Source organism: Kosakonia sp. AG348, from assembly GCF_003337365.1.
Lineage (GTDB): Bacteria > Pseudomonadota > Gammaproteobacteria > Enterobacterales > Enterobacteriaceae > Kosakonia.
Genome location: NZ_QPJR01000005.1, coordinates 148,284 through 170,482, shown reverse-complemented (window position 1 = coordinate 170,482; position 22,199 = coordinate 148,284). Strand labels below are relative to the sequence as shown.

Sequence of the window (22,199 nt, the reverse complement as noted above, 5' to 3'; positions counted from 1 at the left end):
AGGTAAGTGTCAGTATTTGGAGACGTAGCGCAATGCAAAACGATTATTCAGTTGCCGACTACCTACTGGACAGGCTTGCTGGCTGCGGTATTCATCATCTTTTCGGCGTACCGGGCGACTACAATCTGCAGTTTCTTGATCACGTTATCCAGCATCCGGCGGTGCATTGGGTGGGTTGTGCTAATGAACTGAATGCCGCTTATGCTGCTGATGGTTACGGGCGTTGTCAGGGAGCGGGCGCGCTGCTAACCACCTTTGGCGTGGGGGAGTTAAGTGCGATTAATGGTGTCGCGGGCAGCTTTGCGGAATATGTGCCGGTGTTGCAGATCGTGGGGGCACCCTGTCGCAGCGTACAGCAACGTGGTGAACTTTTGCACCACACGCTGGGTGACGGTGATTTCAGCCATTTCTGGCGCATGTATGAACCTATCAGCGCTGCGCAGGCGGTGTTAACGGCAGAAAACGCCTGTTATGAAATTGACCGTGTGATCCGCACGATGCTCAGTGAATCTCGCCCCGGTTACCTGATGTTGCCCGCCGATGTGGCAAAAATGGCGGCAACGCCGCCTGTAAACGTTATCACTCCCGCACCGCTTCAGCTTAATGAAGGGCGTCTGGACAGCTTTCGTCGACATGTACAGGCGATGCTCAGCGAAAGCCCGCGAGTTGCGCTGCTGGCGGATTTTCTCGCTCACCGCTTTGGTGTACAGAAAATGTTGCAGTGCTGGATGAAGGATGCACCCATCCCGCACGCCACGTTGTTAATGGGCAAAGGCTTGTTTGATGAAACGCAGCCTGGGTTTGTCGGCACGTACAGCGGTGCCGCTAGCCCGCCGCAGGTGCGGGAGGCGATCGAGCGTGCCGATGCGGTAATGTGTGTCGGCGTGCGTTTTACGGACACCATCACCGCCGGGTTTACCCAGCAGTTACCTGTGGAGCGCACGATTGATATCCAGCCCTTTGCGGCGCGGGTAGGAGAAGAGTGGTTCAGCGGGATTACGATGCAGGAGGCGGTAAATATCCTGATTTCGGTTTGTCGCAATAACCCACGCTGCGTGCTTGACCCTGTTCCCGCGCCCTCCGCCAATTCGCCGCATCACTCCGGCATTTTAAATCAGCATACATTCTGGCAAACACTGCAGGCTTTTATTCGCCCCGGTGATATTTTACTGGCCGATCAGGGAACTGCAGCTTTTGGCGCGGCGTCTCTGCGTCTGCCAGCCGGGGTTGATATGCTGACGCAGCCGCTGTGGGGATCGATAGGTTATTGTCTGCCCGCCGCGTTCGGCGCACAAACCGCCTGCCCGCAGCGGCGGGTCATTTTGCTTAGCGGCGACGGTGCAGCGCAGCTCACCATACAGGAGCTGGGGTCCATGCTGCGTGACGGGCAACGGCCGATCATTTTATTGCTCAATAATGATGGTTACACGGTGGAGCGGGCGATCCATGGTGCGCATCAGCGTTATAACGATATTGCACGCTGGAACTGGACACATATTCCGCATGCGCTCAGCCATGACTGCCAGGCCGAATGCTGGCGTGTTAGCGAAACGGTGCAACTGGCGGAAGCACTGGAAGCCGCTTCACATCACCACCGGCTTGCGCTGATTGAAGTGATGTTGCCGCAAGCCGATTTGCCGGATCTGCTGCGTGATGTCACCCATGCGCTGGAAACGCGTAACAGTGAGTAGTTACTTACTGCGCCGGGGGACAATCATCATCGGTTTTCCGGCCAGCACTAACCAGGCGGGCAGGATCACGATACACAGCAACGGTAGCAAGGTGGTATCCGGCACGACAACGGCCGCCAGGAACAGGCTCAGCCAGCCGTCGCGTGTTACAACCAATACCAGCCCTAATACGGCACAGGAAACGGTGACCGCAGCCGGAACGGCGTCGACATGTTCATGCAGCATTAAGCCTAATGCCACGCCGACAAACACCGCCGGAAAAATACGCCCACCGCGAAAACCGCAGGCGGCAGCGATCACCAGCGCGGCGAGCTTCACCAGGGCAAACAACAGGTAATCGGTAACGGTATAGGTATGGGCAAATGCAAGCTGCTGCATCTCATCCAGCCCCTTAAATAAGGTAACGTGGCCGCCAGCCATGCCCAGAAGGCCAAGCAGGAAGCCGCCAATCCCCAACGTCATCACCGGGTTGTTCAGGCGATGCATTAAGTGATGTAGACGCGGTAAACACCAAACAGCCACCATTCCCAGCGCAATGGCGAACAGCGTCACGACCGCACCGCTAAAAATATCAACGATATGCATCTGCGGATAATGGGGAATGGGCAGCGTGAAATGCGGTGGCGAAAAGAGGCTGGTGGTTAGCGCGCCTGCTGCGGCAGCCATCAACGGGGCGAACAGGCGATCCCACAGTGGCACGTCTTCACTGGCTTTCAGGGTTTGCGAGAAGATAAGCGCCGCCGCCACAGGCGTGCCAAACAGTGCGCCGAGCGTGCCGGCGGAGGCAAGGATTGTCCAGTCCAGCGGCGCAACGCGCGGGAAAATGCGCGCGCCAAGTGCAACGGCAAGGGCGATATTCAGCACCATCACCGGTTGTTCCGGGCCAAGACTTACGCCGCCCGCCAGACCGAGGATCATTGCCAGCGTCAGCCCCGGCAGCGCGGTGACCGCAACCGGCGAACCAATCAGCGGCACCGTCGCCGGATCCGGCCCGCCATGACCGGTGCTGAAACGGATAACCAGGCCTACAGCAACGCCGGTGAGTGTCAAAACAATCAGTATCCACCAGGGGGAATCAGGTGAGATGCCGAGCCGCCACGGTATGCCGCTCCACAACACGGTTTGCAGCAGGGCGGCGATTTTCATCACCAGCGCTAATATCAGACCCGACGCGACACCAATAGTGAGCGCAGGCAGCGCCAGTAACAGCAGCGTTCTCGCACGCGGATGGAGCATCTTTTTATCCTTGCAACGAAGCCTGGTCACTCAGGATGCAACCGGGCTGAAACCTTTAAGGTAATCTGTGACGAAGATCGATAATCCTGGGGCACTCATGATATGGTCGTTGTTGTTACAGCGCCTTGAATTTACAGTGTGCCAAAGATTTATTCTGACTTTAGCGGAGCCGTAAAAGAATGACAAAGTATGCTTTAGTGGGAGACGTGGGTGGCACGAACGCGCGCTTAGCGTTGTGTGATGTCGATAGCGGTGACATCTCCCGGGCCAAAACCTACTCCGGCCTCGATTACCCAAGCCTGGAAGACGTGGTGCGTGTTTATCTGAAAGAGCACGACGTCACGGTGGAAGACGGCTGTATTGCCATCGCCTGCCCGATCACCGGTGACTGGGTGGCAATGACCAACCACACCTGGGCGTTTTCGATTGCCGAAATGAAGAAAAACCTCGGTTTCGCTCATCTGGAAATCATTAACGATTTCACCGCCGTATCAATGGCGATCCCGATGCTCAAAGCGGAACACTTGATTCAGTTTGGTGGTTCCGCGCCGGTTGAAGGAAAACCGATAGCTGTTTACGGCGCAGGCACCGGGCTTGGCGTTTCGCATCTGGTGCATGTGGATAAACGCTGGGTGAGCCTGCCGGGCGAAGGCGGCCATGTCGATTTCGCGCCAAACAGCGAAGAAGAGGGGATTATCCTCGAAGAGTTACGTGCGGAAATCGGTCACGTTTCCGCTGAACGCGTGCTCTCCGGTCCCGGTCTCGTTAACCTCTACCGCGCGATCGTCAAATCAGATGGTCGCTTGCCGGAAAATCTGCAACCGAAAGATGTGACTGAACGCGCGCTGGAAGACAGCTGCATTGACTGCCGTCGCGCGTTGTCACTGTTTTGCGTCATTATGGGGCGTTTTGGCGGCAACCTGGCGCTCAATCTCGGCACTTTCGGCGGCGTTTACATTGCCGGTGGTATTGTGCCGCGTTTCCTCGATTTCTTTACCGCTTCCGGTTTTCGCGGTGGTTTCGAGGACAAAGGGCGCTTTAAATCCTACGTCCAGGATATCCCGGTATTTCTGATCGTGCATGATAACCCGGGGCTGTTGGGCTCTGGCGCTCATCTGCGCCAGACGCTGGGTTACGTGCTTTAAAGATTCATTAACTGACGAAACTCTTTAACTTTGCTGCGGCTGACGGGCACCTGAAACTCCAGGTCCCGCAGCCGCAAAATATAGGTATTGTTAAACCAGGGTTCGATCTCACGGATTTTATCCAGGTTCACGCAGTAAGAGCGGTGGCAGCGAAAGAAGTGCGCCGCCGGCAGTTTGCTGCAAAACTCAGTGATGTTCATCGGCATCACGTAAGATTCCCGCTTCGTATAGACGAACGTCATCTTCTCATGCGCTTCCGCATAATAGATATCATGAATACTGGTGACGATAATGCGCTCGTCTTTCACCAGATTAATGGTTGCGTTTTCCCGTGGCTGCGGGCTGGCAACCGGGCCAGATTGTTGCTGCCAGGCCGTTTCCAGTTTTTGCAGCATGCTGATTATGCGCGACTCCTGGTATGGTTTCAGAATGTAGTCGAACGCTTCCAGTTCAAAAGCCTCCACCGCATGCTCTTTCCAGGCAGTGATAAAGACGATAAACGGCTTATGGGCAAACTGACTGATATTCTGCGCCAGCAATACGCCATCCAGAGAGGGGATATTAATATCGAGAAAAATGGCGTCGACTTTGTTGTGCTGTAAATATTTCAGCACGTCGAGACCATCGTCGAAAGTGCCGACAATTTCCATCTGGCTATGCGCTTTTATAAGCCAGCTCAGCTCCTGTTGCGCCAGGATCTCATCTTCAACAATGATGACTTTCATACAGCTCTCCTGTTAAGGCAACAATGCAGCGGGAGACGGTTGGCGCTGCACAAAGAACGCGATCTCCGTGCCCGGCGTTAAACGGCGGATATGCAGCCCTTCGCCGTACAGCAGCTTTACGCGCTGATGCACGTTCAGCAGGCCAATTTTGTTGCCGGGCATCTCATCGGCTTCAACGCGGGCAATCATCTGCGGATCGATACCGTTGCCCGTATCGCGCACCGCGATACGCACGCGGTTGCCACACTCTTCCACACTGATGGTGACCACGCCTTTGCCTTTACACGGTTGAATGCCATGCACAATCGCGTTTTCAACCAATGGCTGGATCAGCAGGCTCGGGATCACACAACTGACCTCTTCATCGATGTCATAAATCACCGTCAACTTGTCGCCAAAACGGGCCTGCTCAATGGCGATATAGTCTTTGATTTGATAGAGCTCTTTTTTGATATCAATGAGCTCATCATCTTTTAATTCAATGTTATAGCGCAGGTAACGCGACAAATTGAAAATGAGCTGCCGGGCGGTGTCCGGATTCAGGCGAATCGACGACGAGATAGCATTCAGGGCGTTAAACAGGAAATGCGGGTTGATCTTACTTTGCAAAGCGCGCAGTTCCGCTTTGTTCGCCATCTCCCGCAGCTGTTCGGCGCGGGAAACTTCCAGTTGTGTTGAGATAATCTGTGATAAGCCAACGGCCATATCCTGTAATGAGGAGGTGATCTGGTGCGCATGGCAGTAATAGATCTTCAGCGTGCCGGTCACGATGCCCTGTTCACGCAGCGGGATCACCAGCATCGAGTGGATCTCCGGCGTGCGGTGGGCTTCATCATTGTTTTTAATGATAATTTCGCCGGTGTTCATCGCCTGGCGAGTGGTTGGGCTGATAATATCGTCGCTGTCGCGGTAATTATTTTCCCCCACGCCAACGTAAGCCAGCACGTGATCGGTATTGGTGATAGCTACGGCATCGGCTTTGATATCCCGGCGAATAATGTCACACACTTTGCGCAGGGACTCGCTATTCACATTGCGGAACAGCGGCAGTGTTTTATTGGCAATATCCAGCGCCAGCTTCGCCTGACGACCGGCAATCGCCTCTTTTTCCCCTTCCACGCTTTGCACCAGCAGTACAATAAAGCCGATGCAGACGCTGCCGAGGATCATCGGCACCCCAATTTTGGACACAATATCGAGGCCGAGCGCGGTAGTCGGCGCCCACAGCACCACCAGCGTCATGGTCAGGCTTTCGCAAATCATGCCGCCGATGATGCCCACGCGCCAGTGCTGCGCTTTGGGCACTTTGCGGTTAATCATCCCGGACATCACGCCGGCAATAATGCTGGTGATAAAGCAGGGGATCGCCGTCACGCCGCCAATATCAATCAGATAGCGGTGCACCCCGGCAATCACGCCGGTGATAATGCCGACCCACGGGCCGAACAAAATCCCGCCGGACATCACCGCGATAATACGCACGTTAACCAGCGAACCTTCCACCGGCACGCCGGACCAGGTACTGAACAGGGCAAACATCGAGAAGATGGCCGTCACGCCCAGCAGCTCTTTTGGCGAGTGCGCCGTTTTATGCAGCAGTTCGCGGAACAAGCGGATGCGGATCAAGAAAAACAGGCAGATCAGCATGAGCGCCGCTCGGTCAAAGACGGCCAGCAGCATGTCGAATATTTCGTGCACGGGGGACTCATATGAATAGCGTCAAAAAGCTATGATAAAAAACCGCGGCCCAGATGACCAGCCGCAGTATTCATTCGCTGAATGAGGAAAGACCACTTTTCCAAAAGGGGATTGAAAAGATCCGAAAGAAATGATGCGTCAGTGCGCTAACTGGTGAATTTTTAAGGTAATTTTATCTTTATTTTATTGTTAAAATATATGATGGATTTTTCTATAAGAGGATAATCTGGCTTTCCCTTTCCTAAATTAAACTTCCTCTTTTATGGCGTTGCGTTATTTTTGCGCTTACCTCTCGACAGCGAGATTTTTTTCGGGCTATGTTCTGAGTACGCCGCAAATGCGGCGACGTCGCTCGGACGGTCCGGGCGCTAACGTTACTCCGAGGAATCTATGGCTGACTTCAGTCCTGAACGCCGTTTTACGCGCATCGATCGTCTCCCCCCGTATGTTTTTAATATCACCGCTGAACTGAAAATGGCTGCGCGACGCCGCGGCGAGGACATTATTGATTTCAGTATGGGCAACCCGGATGGCGCGACGCCGCCGCATATCGTTGAGAAACTCTGTACCGTCGCGCAACGCCCGGATACGCACGGTTACTCCACGTCACGCGGCATTCCACGTCTGCGCCGGGCGATTTCCCGCTGGTATCAGGATCGTTATCAAGTGGATATCGATCCGGAAACCGAAGCGATTGTTACCATCGGCTCGAAAGAGGGGCTGGCGCATCTGATGCTGGCGACGCTGGATCACGGTGATACTGTGCTGGTGCCGAACCCGAGTTATCCGATTCATATTTACGGTGCGGTGATTGCGGGAGCGCAGGTACGTTCTGTGCCGCTGGTGGAAGGTGTCGACTTCTTCAATGAGCTGGAGCGCGCGATCCGCGAAAGTTACCCGAAGCCGAAAATGATGATTTTAGGCTTTCCGTCTAACCCGACGGCGCAGTGCGTTGAACTGGAGTTCTTTGAAAAAGTGGTCGCGCTGGCAAAACGCTACGATGTGCTGGTGGTTCACGATCTGGCCTACGCCGACATTGTGTACGATGGCTGGAAAGCGCCGTCAATCATGCAAGTGCCGGGCGCGCGCGATGTCGCCGTTGAGTTCTTCACGTTGTCGAAAAGTTACAATATGGCGGGCTGGCGTATCGGCTTTATGGTCGGTAATCCGGTGCTGGTCAACGCACTGGCGCGGATCAAAAGTTATCATGATTACGGCACCTTTACGCCGCTCCAGGTGGCTGCGATTGCTGCGCTGGAAGGGGATCAGCAGTGTGTGCGCGATATTGCCGCTCAGTATAAACGCCGCCGCGATGTACTGGTGAAAGGGTTGCATGAAGCGGGCTGGATGGTAGAAATGCCGAAAGCATCAATGTATGTGTGGGCGAAAATTCCGGAACCGTATGCGGCGATGGGCTCACTGGAGTTTGCCAAAAAGCTGCTGCAGGAGGCGAAAGTGTGTGTCTCTCCGGGTATCGGCTTTGGTGACTATGGCGATACGCATGTGCGTTTCGCGCTGATTGAGAACCGCGATCGTATCCGCCAGGCGGTACGCGGTATTAAGGCCATGTTCCGCGCCGACGGGCTGCTTCCGGCAGCGCAAAAAAGTGCGGCGGAAGATCTGGAACCGTAACTGTTCCTTGCCCGGCTGGCAAAACAAAAAAGGAGCCTTTTGGCTCCTTTTTTGTACAGCACGATATGCTCAGGTTAGATCATCAGGGCGAATGTGCCGGCCCACACAATAACCATCACCGAAATGCCCATAAAGAAATATTTCACGTTCATCGCTCCGCACACCTAAGTATGCATTCATGACCATTCAGGACTGAGTATAGAGAGGTGAAACTACGCCACATCGAAAATGAGAATTATCTCTATTTCGGCCACAGCTCCATCTCAGAATTTCGGGTGAATTCCTCACCAAACGGGGCTAATGTACGCTTAATTTTTAGGCCTTACAAGAGCCTTTTTTCTATTTAATTTTAGTAACTTACAATGTGTCGGGCTTTGGCGACACAATACTTTCACTGCTAAATAAATTGCTATTGAGCGACGATAAAAATGGCCTGCTGAAACGGTTCATTTCCGCTTGAATAATAAGGCTAATTTTTTGAAGCGGGTCACAGCATCTGCAATTCGATCGGAAAAATGCGCCACCGTGTTTCTGCGATGAGATGCATAAAAAAGTGAGTGAGAGGGGAAAATAATCCTGCGGCGAAAAAAACGTTGAGGGAAGAGGGCGCTGGGGAAACTTGTGAAGAGCCCTGGCATATTATCAAAGCCGAGAGCTTCTCGGCTGATGAGTCCCGCCTGTTGTACCGCAACGAGCACGATCCCTGCCTGCTTATTCGCGGTCATAGATCGTCAATCTAACATATTGTCTCCCCCCGCCAGCCTGCTTTTCCTGGGTAGCCGTTACCGGTTACAGGGGCATTTCGGCTTCAGATCATTTGCGTCAGTAAAAGCGTGATTGCCGGCGCACTATAATAAAATTGTATCTTTTCTGTTAAATCCTGCCTTGCGCGTAATTGTATAGGCAAGTATATATGTTTACACATCAGGACATGTCCTCAGGAGAGAACACCGATGCCGCATACTCTCAATCGCCAGCAGACCCCTAAATGCATGGAGCCGAATACGAAAAGCTGGCTCGCCGAAGCGCCATTGCGCAATAACCTTGATCCCGATACTGCCGAAAAACCGAACGTACTGGTGGGGTATGGCGGCATTGGTGGTAACAAACCTTATTCTGGCGCGGTGGCAAACCCGAACCGCGAAACCGAAGCGATGCGCGACGGTTCTGATGCCGTATCCAACTGGCCGATGTTTAACACTGCCAGCGGCGCGACCCTGGCCTCGCTGCACCACTGCGGTGGCATGCGGATGGGATTTTCCCGGCATGCAGGGGTGATGAATGTTTGTAATGGCACAAATGAAGCGGTGGCACGCATTGCGCGCGTGCTGCCTCACGATCCGACAACTGGCGTGATGCGTCACGCTGAGGCTGAGTATGAGATTGCGATTGAGTGCGCCGCAGCGCAGGCGCTCAATCTTCCGATGATTGCTGTAATGCAGGGGCAGGGCAAAGCATGAAAAATTTCACCCTTATTCCGGGCCAACTCACCCTCGCGCAGCTGCGCGAAATCTACAGCCAGCCGCTTCATCTGTCGCTGGATGATGGCGCGTTTGCGGCCATTAATGAGAGCGTTGCCTGCGTCAACACCATTATGGCGGAAGGCCGCACCGCCTATGGCATCAACACGGGCTTCGGTTTGCTGGCGCAGACGCGTATCGCGACGGAAGATCTGGAGAATTTGCAACGCTCGCTGGTGCTGTCTCACGCCGCAGGCGTTGGCGAACCGCTAGATGACGCGCTGGTTCGCTTAATTATGGTGCTGAAGATCAACAGCCTGGCGCGCGGTTTTTCCGGCATTCGCCTGCAGGTGATCCAGATGCTGGTGGCGATGGTTAACGCGGAGGTTTATCCGTGGATCCCGGCGAAAGGCTCGGTGGGCGCATCCGGGGATCTCGCACCGCTGGCGCATATGTCGCTGACGCTGCTCGGCGAAGGCAAAGCGCGCTGGCAGGGGGAATGGTTACCGGCGAGTGAAGCGCTGAAAAACGCCGGGCTGGAGCCAATTACGCTGGCGGCAAAAGAGGGGCTGGCGCTGCTGAACGGTACGCAAACCTCCACCGCCTTTGCTTTGCGCGGCCTGTTTGAAGCCGAAGATCTGTTCGCTTCTGCCGTGGTTTGCGGTGCGCTGACCACTGAGGCGGCGCTCGGTTCTCGTCGTCCCTTCGATGCGCGTATTCATGATGTTCGCGGCCAGCGCGGGCAGATTGACGCGGCGGCGTTATATCGCCATCTATTAACCGATGACAGCGCCATTTCCCAGTCTCACCACAACTGCAATAAAGTGCAGGATCCTTACTCCCTGCGCTGTCAGCCGCAGGTGATGGGCGCATGCCTGACGCAACTGCGTTTTGCCGCGGAAGTGCTGTTAACTGAAGCAAATGCGGTTTCCGATAACCCGCTGGTGTTCGCCGCCGAAAACGAAGTGATCTCCGGGGGAAATTTCCATGCGGAACCAGTCGCGATGGCCGCCGATAATATTGCGCTGGCGATTGCGGAGATAGGCTCGCTGGCGGAGCGCCGCATTGCCCTGCTGATGGACAGCCATATGTCGCAACTACCGCCGTTCCTCGTGAAAAATGGCGGTGTCAACTCCGGCTTTATGATTGCCCAGGTCACCGCAGCGGCGCTGGCAAGTGAAAACAAAGCGTTATCGCATCCGCACAGCGTGGACAGTTTGCCCACTTCGGCAAACCAGGAAGATCACGTTTCTATGGCACCGGCTGCCGGGCGTCGTCTGTGGGAAATGGCGGCGAACACGCGCGGCGTCATTGCTGTCGAGTGGCTTGCCGCCTGTCAGGGGCTGGATATGCGCGAAGGCTTAACCAGCAGCCCGCTGCTGGAACAGGCTCGTCATCTGCTGCGCGAACAGGTTGCGCATTATGAGAAAGATCGTTATTTCGCGCCGGATATCGAACGTGCGATTGCTCTGCTGGCGGAACGCCATCTGACGACAATGCTGCCAGCAATAGTGTCTTGCTGAAGAAGAGAGAGGCATTGCTGGTCATTCGGATGCGGCGGGCTTTGCCTTTGAAATGGAATACATTTTTGCTGTTATAAAACGTAAGGTGCCCCTGTAAGCCAGCATAATGTATTGGTGTCAGGGGCAGGCGTCACGCCAGGAATGGATTAAGTGTTAAGCGGTGGCGGGAAATAAAGGCTCAACGACACGGGAATGAATCCCGTTATGAAGGGATGCTTGCGCATCCCTTTTAATGTTAACGGGACAGTCGTTGCTTACCCCAGTCGAGCGCGGTGTTGATCAGGGAAGTCAGTAGCTGGCGGAACGCTTCACTTTTCTCTTCAGAGAAAGCAAAACTCGTCTCATCCATGTAGCAGCACTGCGCCACTTCCAGTTGTATCGCATGGATGTTCTGGTGCGGTGCGCCGTAATGGCGGGTGATATACCCGCCTTTGAAGCGACCGTTGAGCACTTTCGTGTAGCGCGGAAATGCCTCGCAGCACGCCAGTAATGCGGCGCTCAGTTCCGGCGCGCAGCTTGCGCCATCGGCAGTACCGAAGTTCAGATCCGGCAGTTTGCCGTCAAACAAACGCGGAACCAACGATTTGATGGAGTGTGCATCCCACAGGAGCGCGTAACCGAAAGTGTCGCGCAACCGCGCCAGTTCCTGCGCCAGCGCCTGGTGATAAGGCTGCCACACAGTATGCAAAATAGCGGCTTTCGTGGCGTCATCCGGCGCTTTACCCGCTTCGAACAGCGACTCGCCGTCAAAAAAGGTGTCCGGAAACAGGCCGGTGGTTGCGGTAGCGTATAACGGTTTATCATCTGCCGGGCGGTTTAAATCCACCACATAGCGGGAATAATTAGCGCTCAGCACGCTGGCGCCAAGCTCGCGAATCGGCTGATACAGCAGCGGAATATGCCAGTCCGTATCCTCCAGACGTCGTGCCCGCGCGGTGAGGCCGCTGGCAATTTCCGGTGTCAGTTGCGTGCCGGGATGGGGCATGCTGACCAGTAGCGGCAGCCGTCCCTGATGTAATTCGAATCCGTTAGTCATGCCAGACTTCCTCCCCCTGATAGATAACCTGTTTTGACAGTGTTCCTCCCAGCCAGTAGCTGAGTTCTGCCGGATGAGACACATCCCACGCGACAAAGCTGGCTTCTTTACCCGCCTGGAGCGTACCGCAGCGTTCACTGATACCTAATGCACGGGCGGCATGACAGGTCACTCCCGCCAGCGCTTCTTCAGGCGTCAGACGGAACAACGTGCAGGCCATGTTCATCATCAGGCGCAGCGACAACACGGGCGACGTACCGGGGTTCAGATCGCTGGAAATGGCCATCGGCACCTGATGCTTACGTAATAGCGCCACCGGTGGCTGCTGGCTCTCGCGTAAAAAGTAAAACGCGCCCGGCAGCAGAACGGCAGTGGTGCCGTGCTGCGCCATCAGCACGATATCTTCTTCGCACAAATACTCGAGATGATCGGCGGAAAGCGCACTGTAGCGGGCGGCCAGCCCTGCGCCGTGCAGCAGTGAAAGCTGTTCGGCATGCAGTTTTACTGGTAAGCCAAGCTGCTGCGCTTTGCGGAAAACCCGCTCCACTTGCGGTGGTGAAAAGGCCAGGTGTTCACAAAAAGCATCAACCGCATCGACCAGCCCTTGTGCGTGCCAGGCGGGTAGCCAGTGCTGGCAAATCTCGTCGATGTAGTCGTCAGCGCGCCCCTGATACTCGCCCGGCACTGCATGCGCTGCGAGACAGGTGCTGAAGATGGTGAGCGGCATTTCTGCGCCAAGCGTGCGGATCACCTGCAACATTTTGCTTTCATCGGCAAAGCTGAGGCCATAACCGGATTTGATCTCAAGCGCCGTAACGCCTTCTTTGCGCAGTGCGTCAATGCGCTTGCGGGCGCTTTCCAGCAGTTGTTGCTGGCTGGCGTTGCGGGTGGCATTCACGGTACTGATAATGCCGCCGCCTGCTGCGGCGATTTCCGCGTAGCTCGCGCCGTTGAGGCGCATCTCAAATTCCTGGCTGCGATCGCCGCCAAACACGCTATGGCTATGGCAATCGATCAACCCAGGCGTAACCAACCGCCCCTGCAAATCCACTTCACGATCGACCACATCATCCGGCTGCGTTCCCTCTTCGCCCAGCCATGAAATCTGCGACCCGTTGGTGATCAGCGCGCCGCGAGGGATCAGGTTGTATTTGCCCGCTTCCATGGTGGCAATCTGGCAGTGACGCCATAAAATGCGCATCCGCGTTCTCCCGTCATGGTTCGGCGCGGCAATCGCCGCGCCGTCGGTTTTACTTTGCAATCATCGGTAAATTGAGGCCGTGCTCTTTGGCACAGGCGACCGCTGAATCATAGCCTGCGTCAGCATGGCGCATCACGCCCGTCGCCGGATCGTTATGCAGTACGCGGGCAATACGTTCTGCCGCTTCATCCGTGCCATCACAGACGATAACCATCCCCGAATGCTGCGAGAAGCCCATGCCGACGCCTCCGCCGTGATGCAGAGAAACCCAGGTTGCGCCGCTGGCGGTGTTGAGCAACGCGTTCAGCAAAGGCCAGTCGGAAACTGCATCGGAGCCATCTTTCATCGCTTCGGTTTCGCGGTTCGGGCTGGCAACGGAGCCGGAGTCCAGGTGATCGCGGCCAATGACAATTGGTGCGGAGACTTCGCCGCGACGCACCATTTCATTAAACGCCAGGCCCAGACGTGCGCGCTGTCCCAGACCAACCCAACAGATACGCGCAGGTAAGCCCTGGAAACTGATGCGCTCTTTCGCCATATCCAGCCAGCGGTGCAGATGCGCGTCATCCGTGATCAGCTCTTTTACCTTTTCATCGGTGCGATAGATATCTTCCGCATCGCCGGAGAGCGCGGCCCAGCGGAATGGCCCAATACCGCGGCAGAAGAGCGGGCGAATATAGGCCGGCACAAAACCCGGGAAATCGAAGGCGTTGCTGACGCCCATCTCTTTCGCCATCTGGCGAATATTGTTGCCATAGTCGAAGGTCGGAATGCCCTGCTGCTGGAAGGCGAGCATTGCTTTAACGTGCTCGGCCATTGAGGCTTTCGCCGCCTGAGTCACCACTGCCGGTTCACTCTTCGCGCGTTCGCGATACGCTTCCCACTGCCAGCCAATCGGCAGATAGCCGTTTAGCGGATCGTGGGCGCTGGTTTGATCGGTCACGAGATCGGGGCGAACGCCGCGTTTAACCAGTTCCGGTAAAACTTCTGCCGCATTGCCGTGCAGCGCCACAGAGATGGCTTTGCCTTCACGGGTGTAGCGTTCAATACGCGCCAGCGCATCGTCCAGATCTGTTGCCTGCTCATCGACATACCCGGTACGCAGGCGGAAATCGATGCGGGATTGCTGGCATTCAATATTCAGCGAGCAGGCGCCCGCCAGCGTGGCGGCCAGCGGCTGCGCGCCGCCCATGCCGCCCAGACCTGCGGTCAGCACCCAGCGGCCAACCAGCGAACCGTTATAGTGCTGGCGACCCGCTTCGACGAAGGTTTCATACGTACCCTGAACGATCCCCTGGCTGCCGATGTAGATCCAGGAGCCTGCGGTCATCTGGCCGTACATCGCCAGCCCTTTAGCGTCCAGCTCGTTAAAGTGCTCCCAGTTGGCCCAGTGGGGAACCAGGTTTGAGTTAGCGATCAGTACGCGCGGTGCATTGCTGTGGGTTTTAAAAACGCCCACCGGTTTGCCGGATTGCACCAGCAGCGTTTCGTCATCATTGAGCTGTTTTAGCGCTTCAACCATTTTGTCAAAGCACTCCCAGTTACGCGCTGCCCGTCCAATCCCACCATACACCACCAGCTCTTTCGGGTTTTCCGCGACATCGGGATCAAGGTTATTCATCAGCATGCGCAGCGGCGCTTCGGTCAGCCAGCTTTTCGCATTCAATGTCGTGCCGCGCGGCGCTCTGATCTCAACATCACGATAACGGGATAATTCACTACTCATGCGGTTTACCTTCTCTGTTTGATAGCGGAATACATGCTTACTGACGTTGCGATGCTGCTGTATACGTCTTGTATATACATGATAAGCACATAAGGTGCCAGTTTAATCAATTTATTTATTTCACATATAAAACAATGCGTTGTTATTGATTGTTTTTTTGATCGTAGTGAAAGAAGGGGTATTGGTGCATTTTTTTGCACTGCTATTGTGCTTTAAAGCGTTGAAACGATCATTTTTAGTGCATCTCTGCGCTGTTTTAAAGCGAGCGTGTGGGGAAATGAAGCTGAGGGAATTCGTTCTGTTGTGCTGTATTTATTAACAATTATTTTTTATCTATTTGTTTTTAAATGGTTTTATTTGAATGGTTAATGTTGCGATGACGTTATGGCACATGGCTTGCTAGTTGTACATACAAGGATATACAAAAGTTTTTTGCATTGCCGTCATAACGGGGCGGCAAACGATGACCATAAGGCGTAACGATGATTACTTTCAACAATGTGACCAAGCATTATCACGACGGTACCGTCGTGGTCGATGGCCTGAACCTTGTCGCGCCAGGAGGCAAAATTACTGTGCTGGTGGGGCCGTCTGGTTGCGGAAAAACCACCTCATTACGCATGATCAACCGGCTGGTGGAGCCCTCATCCGGGACGATTTTGCTCAATGGCGAATCCACCGCTCTGATGGATGTTGTGCAATTGCGCCGCCGTATTGGTTATGTGATCCAGAATGCCGGCTTGTTCCCGCATAAAACCATCATCGATAACATCGCCACTACCGCGATCCTTAATGGCGCGGCGAAAAGCAAAGCCAGGGCCAGAGCGGCAGAATTACTGGAAGTGGTCGGTCTGGCGCCGCAACTGGCGAAACGCTACCCGTGGCAACTCTCCGGTGGCCAACAGCAGCGCGTCGGCGTGGCGCGTGCACTGGCTGCCGACCCGGAATTTATGCTGATGGACGAACCCTTCAGCGCCGTTGACCCTGTGGTGCGTGAACAGTTGCAGGAAGAGTTTCTGCGCATTCAGAAAGAGGTCAGCAAGACCATCATTATGGTCACGCACGATATTGATGAAGCGATGAAACTGGGTGATTGCGTTGCGGTGCTGAAACCTGGCGGCAAGCTGGCGCAACTGGCGACGCCGGGCGAACTGCTGAATGCGCCGCAGAGCGAATTTGTTGCCGATTTCATTGGCCGCGACCGCGGTTATCGCAAACTCAGTTTCCACACCTCCGCACCGCTGACGGCGTTGCAGGCGGAACCGGCTATCGAAATGGGCGCGTCACTTGCGCAGGCACGCAATATCAGCGCACAACGTTGGCTGCTGGTGACGCAGCAGGGCAGAGCCTGCGGCTGGTTTGACACGCATCAGCAGGTAACGGCGATAGCGCCGGAAAACGTGAACCTTGGCGCGACATTTTCTCCGCAGGGCGGCACGCTGCGCCAGTTGCTGGATTCGGCGCTCAGCTCTCCCTGCCATCGCGCCGTGGTGGTCGATGAACAGCTTGCCCCGCTGGGATCGCTGGCGCTGGACAATGTGCTGGATGCCTGCAAGTCGCTGACGCAGGAGGCGCTATGAGATTTGACTGGCTGTGGGGGCAAAGCGACAGGATCCTCAGCTTGCTGCTCTGGCACTGCTATTTGTCGATTACGCCGATCCTGATCGGCCTGCTGCTGGCAATACCTGTCGGCTGGGCCGTGAACAACCTGCCAAAAGTGAAAGGTCTCATCCTGAATCTGTTTGGCCTGCTGTACACCATTCCGTCGCTGGCGCTGTTTGTACTGCTGCCGCCGCTGCTGAATACGCAAATTCTCGACCTCATCAACGTGGTCGTGGCGCTGACTATCTACAGCTTTGCGCTGCTGGTCAGAACCGTGTGCGACGGGCTGGATTCCGTCGCCGAAGATACCCGGCAGTCTGCTTTTGCGCTGGGGTACAAACCGCTACAGCAATTTTTGCAGATCGACCTGCCGCTTGCTGTACCGGTGATCGGCTCCGGGCTGCGTGTGGCCGTGGTTTCGAATGTCAGCATCGTGTCGGTTGCCGCGCTGATTGGCGCGCCACAGTTAGGTTCGCTGTTTACCCAGGGGTTTCAGCTTCAGTTTCTCACCCCGATTATCGCCGGGATTGTGCTGTGCATCGCGCTGGCCTTCATTCTGGATTGCCTGGTGGTGGCGATAACCCGCTCTTTAAGCCGCTGGCAACCGCAAAGGGGATAACTGATGAGTGAATGGTTTTTCGATCTCAGCCACTGGTACGGCGACGACGGCATTGTGCCGCTGCTGTTGCAGCATATCGGTTACAGCGCGGCGGCGCTGGCGATTGCCGTCGCCATTGCGTTTCCGGTCGGCTGCTACACCGGCCATACCGGGAAAGGGGAGGCGCTGCTGATTGGTACCACCAACGCCCTGCGTTCGTTGCCCTCTTTTGGTCTGATTATTTTGCTGGTGATCCTGCTGGCGGGGTATTTCGAATCGGATTTGGCCTTTGTTTTACCCTGCATCATCGTGCTGGTGGTGCTGGCGCTGCCGCCAGTGGCGCTGGGCGTACATGCGGGTATCCGTTCTGTCGATCCCAGCGTGCATGACGCGGCAAAAGGGATTGGTCTGACGCCACTTCAGGTGCTGTTGCAGGTTGAGTTGCCCTGCGCAATGCCGCTGATCCTCTCCGGGATCCGCAGTGCCGCGCTGCAAATTGTCTCTACTGCGACCATTGCGGCCTACGTTTCACTCGGCGGCCTGGGGCGATTGATTATCGACGGGCGTGCCGCCAACGACTTTGCGCAGATGACCGCCGGGGCCATCCTCGTCGCGCTGCTGGCATTGATCATTGATCTCTTTTTTTCGCTTTCAGGGAAAGTCGTGGTTTCACCGGGCATCACCCGGAAAACCAAAAAACAGTGATGTTGAGTCCTTTAATTACAGAAGGTTAATAAGATGATTAAGAAACGCTATTTAACGTTGTTCAGTGCCGCACTGCTGTCTGTCGCTTCTTCTGTCTGGGCTGCGGATGCCGGCCAGAAAGTGATTATTGGTTCGGCGGATTTTCCGGAAAACCAGTTGCTGGCGACCATTTACGCCGGGGCGCTGGAAGCGCAAAACATTCCGGTCGAGAAAAAACTCAACATTGGTAGCCGTGAAGTCTATATCCCGGCTCTGCTCGACGGTTCCATCACCGTGATCCCTGAGTACAGCGGCGCGCTGTTAAGCTATCTGGATGCGAAAAACGACGCGCACAGTTCGGAAGATGTGGCGAAAGCGCTGGCCGCCAAACTGCCGGAAAAAGTGAAAATGCTGAACACGTCCACGGCGCAAAACAGCGATGTGCTGGCGGTAACGAAGAAAACCGCCGACAAGTACAAACTGAAAACCATCGACGATCTGAAACCTGTCGCCGGGCAGTTAGTGCTTGGTGGTCCGGCGGAGTGGAAAACCCGTCATGAAGGCGTTCCCGGCTTGCGTGAAGTTTATGGCCTGAATTTCAAAACCTTCAAAGTGCTGGATGTCGCTGGTCCGCTGACGCTGACGGCGCTGAAAAATAACCAGATTCAGGTGGCTGATCTGACCTCCACTACGCCGGAAATCAAAAAAGATCACCTGGTTGCGCTGGAAGATCCGAAACACCTGTTTGCCGCGCAGAACATTGTGCCCATTGTCGCCAGCAGCACACTGAACCCGACCATTGAAAGCACGCTGAACAAAATCTCCGCGCAGCTCACCACCGAAGATCTGATCGCCATGAACGAGCAACTTGCAGAGTTCGCCAGCATTGATGATGTGGCGCACCAGTGGCTGGTTAAACACCAGTTGAGCAAGTAAGGAACGGCTGCGAGATGACGACAACAATCCGTTCTTCCATGCCGCATATGGATGCGGTCACCTTAGGCAGGGATGCCACGACCATTGATGAGCTGGTGCGCATTGCCGATGGCGCCCAGGTTGTTCTGGCTGATGATGCGCTGGCGCAAATGGATAAGGTCAGCGGTTATATTCACAAAGCGATTGCTGACGGGAAGGTGATTTATGGTCTGACAACCGGCGTGGGAGACCTGGTGACCGAGCGTCTCTCTGCGGATCAAATTGCCAGCGTGCAACTCAATATGCTGCGTAGTCACGCCTGCGGGATGGGGCCGGATTTGTCGGTGCGGGAAGTGCGGGCGATGATGGCGGTGATGCTGAAATCGCTGTTGCAGGGCTACAGCGGCGTCAGTTCTGAACTGGCGCAGCGTATGTGCCTGATGCTGAACCGGCAGGTGACGCCGTGGTCGCCTGCCAGCGGTTCCGTGGGGTATCTGATTGCTACCGCGCATATCGGCTTATCGTTATTTGGCGAAGGGCAGTGCTGGTATCAGGGGGAGTTGTTGCCCTCCACCGACGCGCTGGCAAAAGCGGGCATTGCGCCGCGCATTCCCGGCCCGCGCGAAGGACACGCGCTGATCAGCGGCACCTACGAAATTACCGCACTGGCTTGTCTGGCGGTGCGGGATTTCGAGCAGTTGCTGCCGGTCGCGGATATGGCAGGCGGCATGTGTCTCGAAGCGCTGAAAGGCAACACCCGCGGCTATGACGCGCGTCTGCACGCTCTGCGTCCGCATGACGGACAACAAGAAACAGCGCAGAATTTGCGCCGTTTACTGCACGGTAGCGAGATCCTTCAGCGTTACCGCGACCACCGGGTGCAGGATGCGCTCAGCTTACGTTGCATCCCGCAAATCCATGGCGCGGTGCGCGATCAACTGGCGCATTGTCGTCATATCGTTACTACCGAACTCAATTCGGTGACCGACAACCCGGTGTTTTTGATTGAAGACGATGCGCTGGTGATTTTGCCTGGCGGTAACGGTCACGGTGCGCCGCTGGCGCTGGCACTCGATGCGCTGGCGGTGGCTATTGCGCAACTAAGCACGGCGTCGCAGGCGCGTTCTGACCGTATTACCAACGTCCATCTCAGTGGCTTACCGGCATTTCTGGTCGGCAAAAGCGGAGCTAATTCCGGGATGATGATCCCGCCGTATGTCGCCGCCGCGCTCGCCGGGGATAATCGCAGCCTGGCGGCACCCGCCAGTGTACATACGGTTTCCACCTGTGCCGGGCAGGAAGACCATATCAGTATGGGCGTCTCCTCGGCGCGAAAAGCGATGCAGGCGGTGGCAAACGCGGTGGATATCGTGGCTATCGAGCTGCTGTGCGCTTGTCAGGCGATTGAATTTCATCGCCCGCTGCGCGCCTCGGTGGGGACAGAACTGACGCTCTCGCGGGTGCGCCAGCAGGTCGCGTTTCGTGAAACCGATACGCCGCTGTACACGGATATGCATGCCGTCCGGGATCTGATTGCGGATGGCGAACTGAGCCGCCAGCTTGCTTTACTGATAAAGGAGGGGGCTGATGAGTGAAGCTAATCGCCTGCTCAAGAGAAAATGGAGACTGGAGCTGTCGCGTGTGTAGGCAGGCATAGGGTGCGCTTTGCGATTACCTGGCGCACGCCTCGTCTGTTGCGTGCGCCAGGGAAATCCCTGTCGATGCGGCTCGATGTATGAATGGTGAAGAGGTGCCCTGCAGGGCTGATTAGCCAGCAGGTTCAGCCTGATGAACGGGGCGCGCAGGCGCTAAGCATTGCGTGATAAATCACCCAGACCGCGGAGCTGGCGGTGGTCAGGTTCGTAGCTGTGCTGGCCCGCGACGCGTGCGGGAGTGATTTATGAGCGGGCTAATTGCCGATAATCAAGAGGGCTGGCGGCGTTTCAGAAGGTCGACGCCGCAGTTTAGGCGGTGTAACGGGATGTCAGCGTCACGCAGGCGAAAAGCGTGTCGCTGCCTGCGTTGACGGTAATCGTCGCCGGGTTATCAAGCAGCAGGCTGTCGTAATGTTGCAGCGTATGGCGTTCGTCCCCGACGATGACGTCAAGACGATGTCCGGCATTGAACAGCAGCATTGTTCCCTGCTGATGTTGCCATGTGCCAGCGCGCTGCCAGCGCACCGTTGCCTGGGTGGTTTCACGGCGATAAATCACGTTGAAATCAAGTAACGGCCCGCCGACAACCTCGCAGAACACCTCGCTGTCGCCGTTAAAATCCGTCGCCTGAAACGGTGGAATTAACGCGCTGCGCTGGTCATCAATCGTCAGAAACATGCCTTCGCCTTCCAGTACACTGATGTTTCGCAGGTAACCGGAGAAACGTGAGAACGCCCCGTCTTCGCGGATTGTCGCAACCGATATGCGCCAGTCATACTGGTCGCTGGCGGGAAAACGGCACACTTCGCGGGTGACACCCTGGCCATTTTTCCAGCGCATCTCAGCGTAGCCGCTATAAGGCAGCAGCCTCATTTGCGCATACTTCCTTCCAGACGGTAGCGCGAACCCGGATAGACCAGGCGCACGCTGGTGACGATTTTCTTGTCCTGACGACCGGTCCAGGTGCGGCGGTTTACTTGCAGGCAGGGGGTGTGTTCATCTATTTCCAGGTAAACGCACTCGGTGCGGGGCACGTTCACCGCCTCGATAATATGCTCACCTTCGACAATCGGTGCGATAGAAGAGAGATAAGCATTCGGCGTGATACGGGTAAAATCCTGCTGCAGATAGTCTGGCACAATCAGCGCATTCACCAGCCTGTCTTCCAGCATCACCGGAACGCCGTCTTCATAATGGCAAATCAACGAATGGAACAGGCGGCTGCCTTTCGGCAGATTAAAAGCCAGTGCTTGCTGAGCATCTGCATGCTGCTGGGTCAGTTCCAGCACTCTGGCATGATGGCGATGGCCGCGGCTGGCAATCTCATCGGCAATGTTGTTGATTTCCAGCAGCGCCGACTGCCCGCGGACTTCAGCGACAAAGGTGCCAATGCCCTGCATACGCACCAGCAGCCCTTCGGCGGTCAGTTCACGCAGCGCGCGGTTGATGGTCATCCGGCTGTAGCCAAACTGGCTGACCAGCTCGCTTTCGGACGGCACGCGGTAGTTCACCGGCCAGGCGCCGCTGTGGATATTGGTTTTAATCATGCTCTTCACCCTTTCATAGAAAGGGGCGGGCTGATCAAGACGAGTCTCGCCTGCGGCTGCTTTAAAAATATCGCTTTGCTCCATGAACCCTTTCCTCGGCCGGATAACCGTTGAAGTTTACTCTA

19 protein-coding genes and 1 pseudogene are annotated in these 22,199 nt (G+C 55.7%); 10 read left to right on the top strand and 10 right to left on the bottom strand.

Going from position 1 to position 22,199, the window contains the following annotated elements:
* Positions 1 to 32: 32 nt before the first annotated feature.
* Positions 33 to 1,691: an alpha-keto acid decarboxylase family protein gene (locus tag DFO56_RS14155; protein ID WP_045513939.1), complete on the top strand. Its 1,659-nt coding sequence runs from the start codon at positions 33 to 35 to the stop codon at positions 1,689 to 1,691.
* On the opposite strand, the gene DFO56_RS14150 is transcribed toward DFO56_RS14155, so the two are convergent.
* The gene (locus tag DFO56_RS14150) at positions 1,692 to 2,927 is read right to left on the bottom strand and encodes an ion channel protein (RefSeq protein ID WP_045513942.1); all 1,236 of its coding nucleotides are present in this window, start codon (positions 2,925 to 2,927) and stop codon (positions 1,692 to 1,694) included.
* Between the two features lie 179 nt (positions 2,928 to 3,106).
* On the opposite strand from DFO56_RS14150, the gene glk reads away from it, so the two are divergent.
* Complete coding sequence (gene glk / locus DFO56_RS14145) at positions 3,107 to 4,072, top strand: glucokinase (protein WP_020454598.1); 966 nt, start codon at positions 3,107 to 3,109, stop codon at positions 4,070 to 4,072.
* Here the strand turns inward: glk and DFO56_RS14140 are convergent.
* Complete coding sequence (locus DFO56_RS14140) at positions 4,069 to 4,797, bottom strand: LytTR family DNA-binding domain-containing protein (RefSeq protein ID WP_020454597.1); 729 nt, start codon at positions 4,795 to 4,797, stop codon at positions 4,069 to 4,071. The genes glk and DFO56_RS14140 overlap by 4 nt on opposite strands.
* Positions 4,798 to 4,809: 12 nt before the next feature.
* Positions 4,810 to 6,495, bottom strand: coding sequence for a sensor histidine kinase (locus DFO56_RS14135; RefSeq protein ID WP_071925212.1), 1,686 nt, complete (start codon positions 6,493 to 6,495; stop codon positions 4,810 to 4,812).
* 390 nt (positions 6,496 to 6,885) lie between these two features.
* On the opposite strand from DFO56_RS14135, the gene alaC reads away from it, so the two are divergent.
* Positions 6,886 to 8,127: an alanine transaminase gene (gene alaC / locus DFO56_RS14130; RefSeq protein WP_045513945.1), complete on the top strand. Its 1,242-nt coding sequence runs from the start codon at positions 6,886 to 6,888 to the stop codon at positions 8,125 to 8,127.
* Between the two features lie 74 nt (positions 8,128 to 8,201).
* Here the strand turns inward: alaC and ypdK are convergent, their stop codons facing one another.
* The gene (gene ypdK, locus DFO56_RS14125) at positions 8,202 to 8,273 is read right to left on the bottom strand and encodes a membrane protein YpdK (RefSeq protein ID WP_099458783.1); all 72 of its coding nucleotides are present in this window, start codon (positions 8,271 to 8,273) and stop codon (positions 8,202 to 8,204) included.
* A 300-nt stretch (positions 8,274 to 8,573) separates the two neighbouring features.
* Positions 8,574 to 8,852, bottom strand: coding sequence for a hypothetical protein (locus DFO56_RS14120; RefSeq protein ID WP_045513948.1), 279 nt, complete (start codon positions 8,850 to 8,852; stop codon positions 8,574 to 8,576).
* A 390-nt stretch (positions 8,853 to 9,242) separates the two neighbouring features.
* On the opposite strand from DFO56_RS14120, the pseudogene DFO56_RS14115 reads away from it, so the two are divergent.
* Together DFO56_RS14115 and hutH (DFO56_RS14110) are read left to right on the top strand one after the other, a co-directional pair.
* Positions 9,243 to 9,587 (top strand): annotated as a pseudogene (locus DFO56_RS14115) (hypothetical protein); the annotation flags it as partial.
* Positions 9,584 to 11,110 carry a histidine ammonia-lyase gene (hutH, locus tag DFO56_RS14110; RefSeq protein WP_045514753.1) on the top strand — a complete coding sequence of 509 codons (1,527 nt, stop codon included), beginning with the start codon at positions 9,584 to 9,586 and terminating at the stop codon, positions 11,108 to 11,110. The pseudogene DFO56_RS14115 and the gene hutH (DFO56_RS14110), both read left to right, overlap by 4 nt.
* A gap of 235 nt (positions 11,111 to 11,345) precedes the next feature.
* Here the strand turns inward: hutH (DFO56_RS14110) and hutG are convergent, their stop codons facing one another.
* From hutG to hutU, 3 genes are read right to left on the bottom strand one after another with little or no spacing between them, the layout of a single operon-like run.
* The gene (hutG, locus tag DFO56_RS14105) at positions 11,346 to 12,146 is read right to left on the bottom strand and encodes an N-formylglutamate deformylase (protein ID WP_045514756.1); all 801 of its coding nucleotides are present in this window, start codon (positions 12,144 to 12,146) and stop codon (positions 11,346 to 11,348) included.
* Entirely contained in the window at positions 12,139 to 13,347 is a 1,209-nt protein-coding gene (gene hutI, locus DFO56_RS14100) for an imidazolonepropionase (RefSeq protein WP_045514759.1), read from the bottom strand. Before hutI ends, hutG begins: the two co-directional genes overlap by 8 nt.
* Before the next feature lie 49 nt (positions 13,348 to 13,396).
* Entirely contained in the window at positions 13,397 to 15,073 is a 1,677-nt protein-coding gene (gene hutU, locus DFO56_RS14095; RefSeq protein WP_114413880.1) for a urocanate hydratase, read from the bottom strand.
* Between the two features lie 482 nt (positions 15,074 to 15,555).
* On the opposite strand from hutU, the gene DFO56_RS14090 reads away from it, so the two are divergent.
* The 5 genes from DFO56_RS14090 to hutH (DFO56_RS14070) are packed head-to-tail and all read left to right on the top strand — an operon-like array spanning position 15,556 to position 20,467.
* Complete coding sequence (locus DFO56_RS14090; protein ID WP_045513099.1) at positions 15,556 to 16,653, top strand: ABC transporter ATP-binding protein; 1,098 nt, start codon at positions 15,556 to 15,558, stop codon at positions 16,651 to 16,653.
* The gene (locus tag DFO56_RS14085) at positions 16,650 to 17,294 is read left to right on the top strand and encodes an ABC transporter permease (protein WP_045513096.1); all 645 of its coding nucleotides are present in this window, start codon (positions 16,650 to 16,652) and stop codon (positions 17,292 to 17,294) included. Before DFO56_RS14090 ends, DFO56_RS14085 begins: the two co-directional genes overlap by 4 nt.
* Before the next feature lie 3 nt (positions 17,295 to 17,297).
* The gene (locus DFO56_RS14080) at positions 17,298 to 17,978 is read left to right on the top strand and encodes an ABC transporter permease (protein ID WP_045513093.1); all 681 of its coding nucleotides are present in this window, start codon (positions 17,298 to 17,300) and stop codon (positions 17,976 to 17,978) included.
* A gap of 33 nt (positions 17,979 to 18,011) precedes the next feature.
* Positions 18,012 to 18,893, top strand: a complete 882-nt coding sequence (locus DFO56_RS14075) for an ABC transporter substrate-binding protein (RefSeq protein ID WP_045513091.1) — start codon at positions 18,012 to 18,014, stop codon at positions 18,891 to 18,893.
* A gap of 38 nt (positions 18,894 to 18,931) precedes the next feature.
* Complete coding sequence (hutH, locus tag DFO56_RS14070; protein WP_045513088.1) at positions 18,932 to 20,467, top strand: histidine ammonia-lyase; 1,536 nt, start codon at positions 18,932 to 18,934, stop codon at positions 20,465 to 20,467.
* A 369-nt stretch (positions 20,468 to 20,836) separates the two neighbouring features.
* Here hutH (DFO56_RS14070) and DFO56_RS14065 read toward each other — a convergent pair whose 3' ends face one another.
* Both DFO56_RS14065 and hutC read right to left on the bottom strand, forming a co-directional pair.
* Entirely contained in the window at positions 20,837 to 21,400 is a 564-nt protein-coding gene (locus DFO56_RS14065) for a HutD family protein (RefSeq protein WP_045513085.1), read from the bottom strand.
* A complete protein-coding gene (gene hutC, locus DFO56_RS14060; protein ID WP_045513082.1) occupies positions 21,397 to 22,158 on the bottom strand; it encodes a histidine utilization repressor in 762 nt (253 codons plus the stop codon). Before hutC ends, DFO56_RS14065 begins: the two co-directional genes overlap by 4 nt.
* Positions 22,159 to 22,199 lie beyond the last annotated feature (41 nt).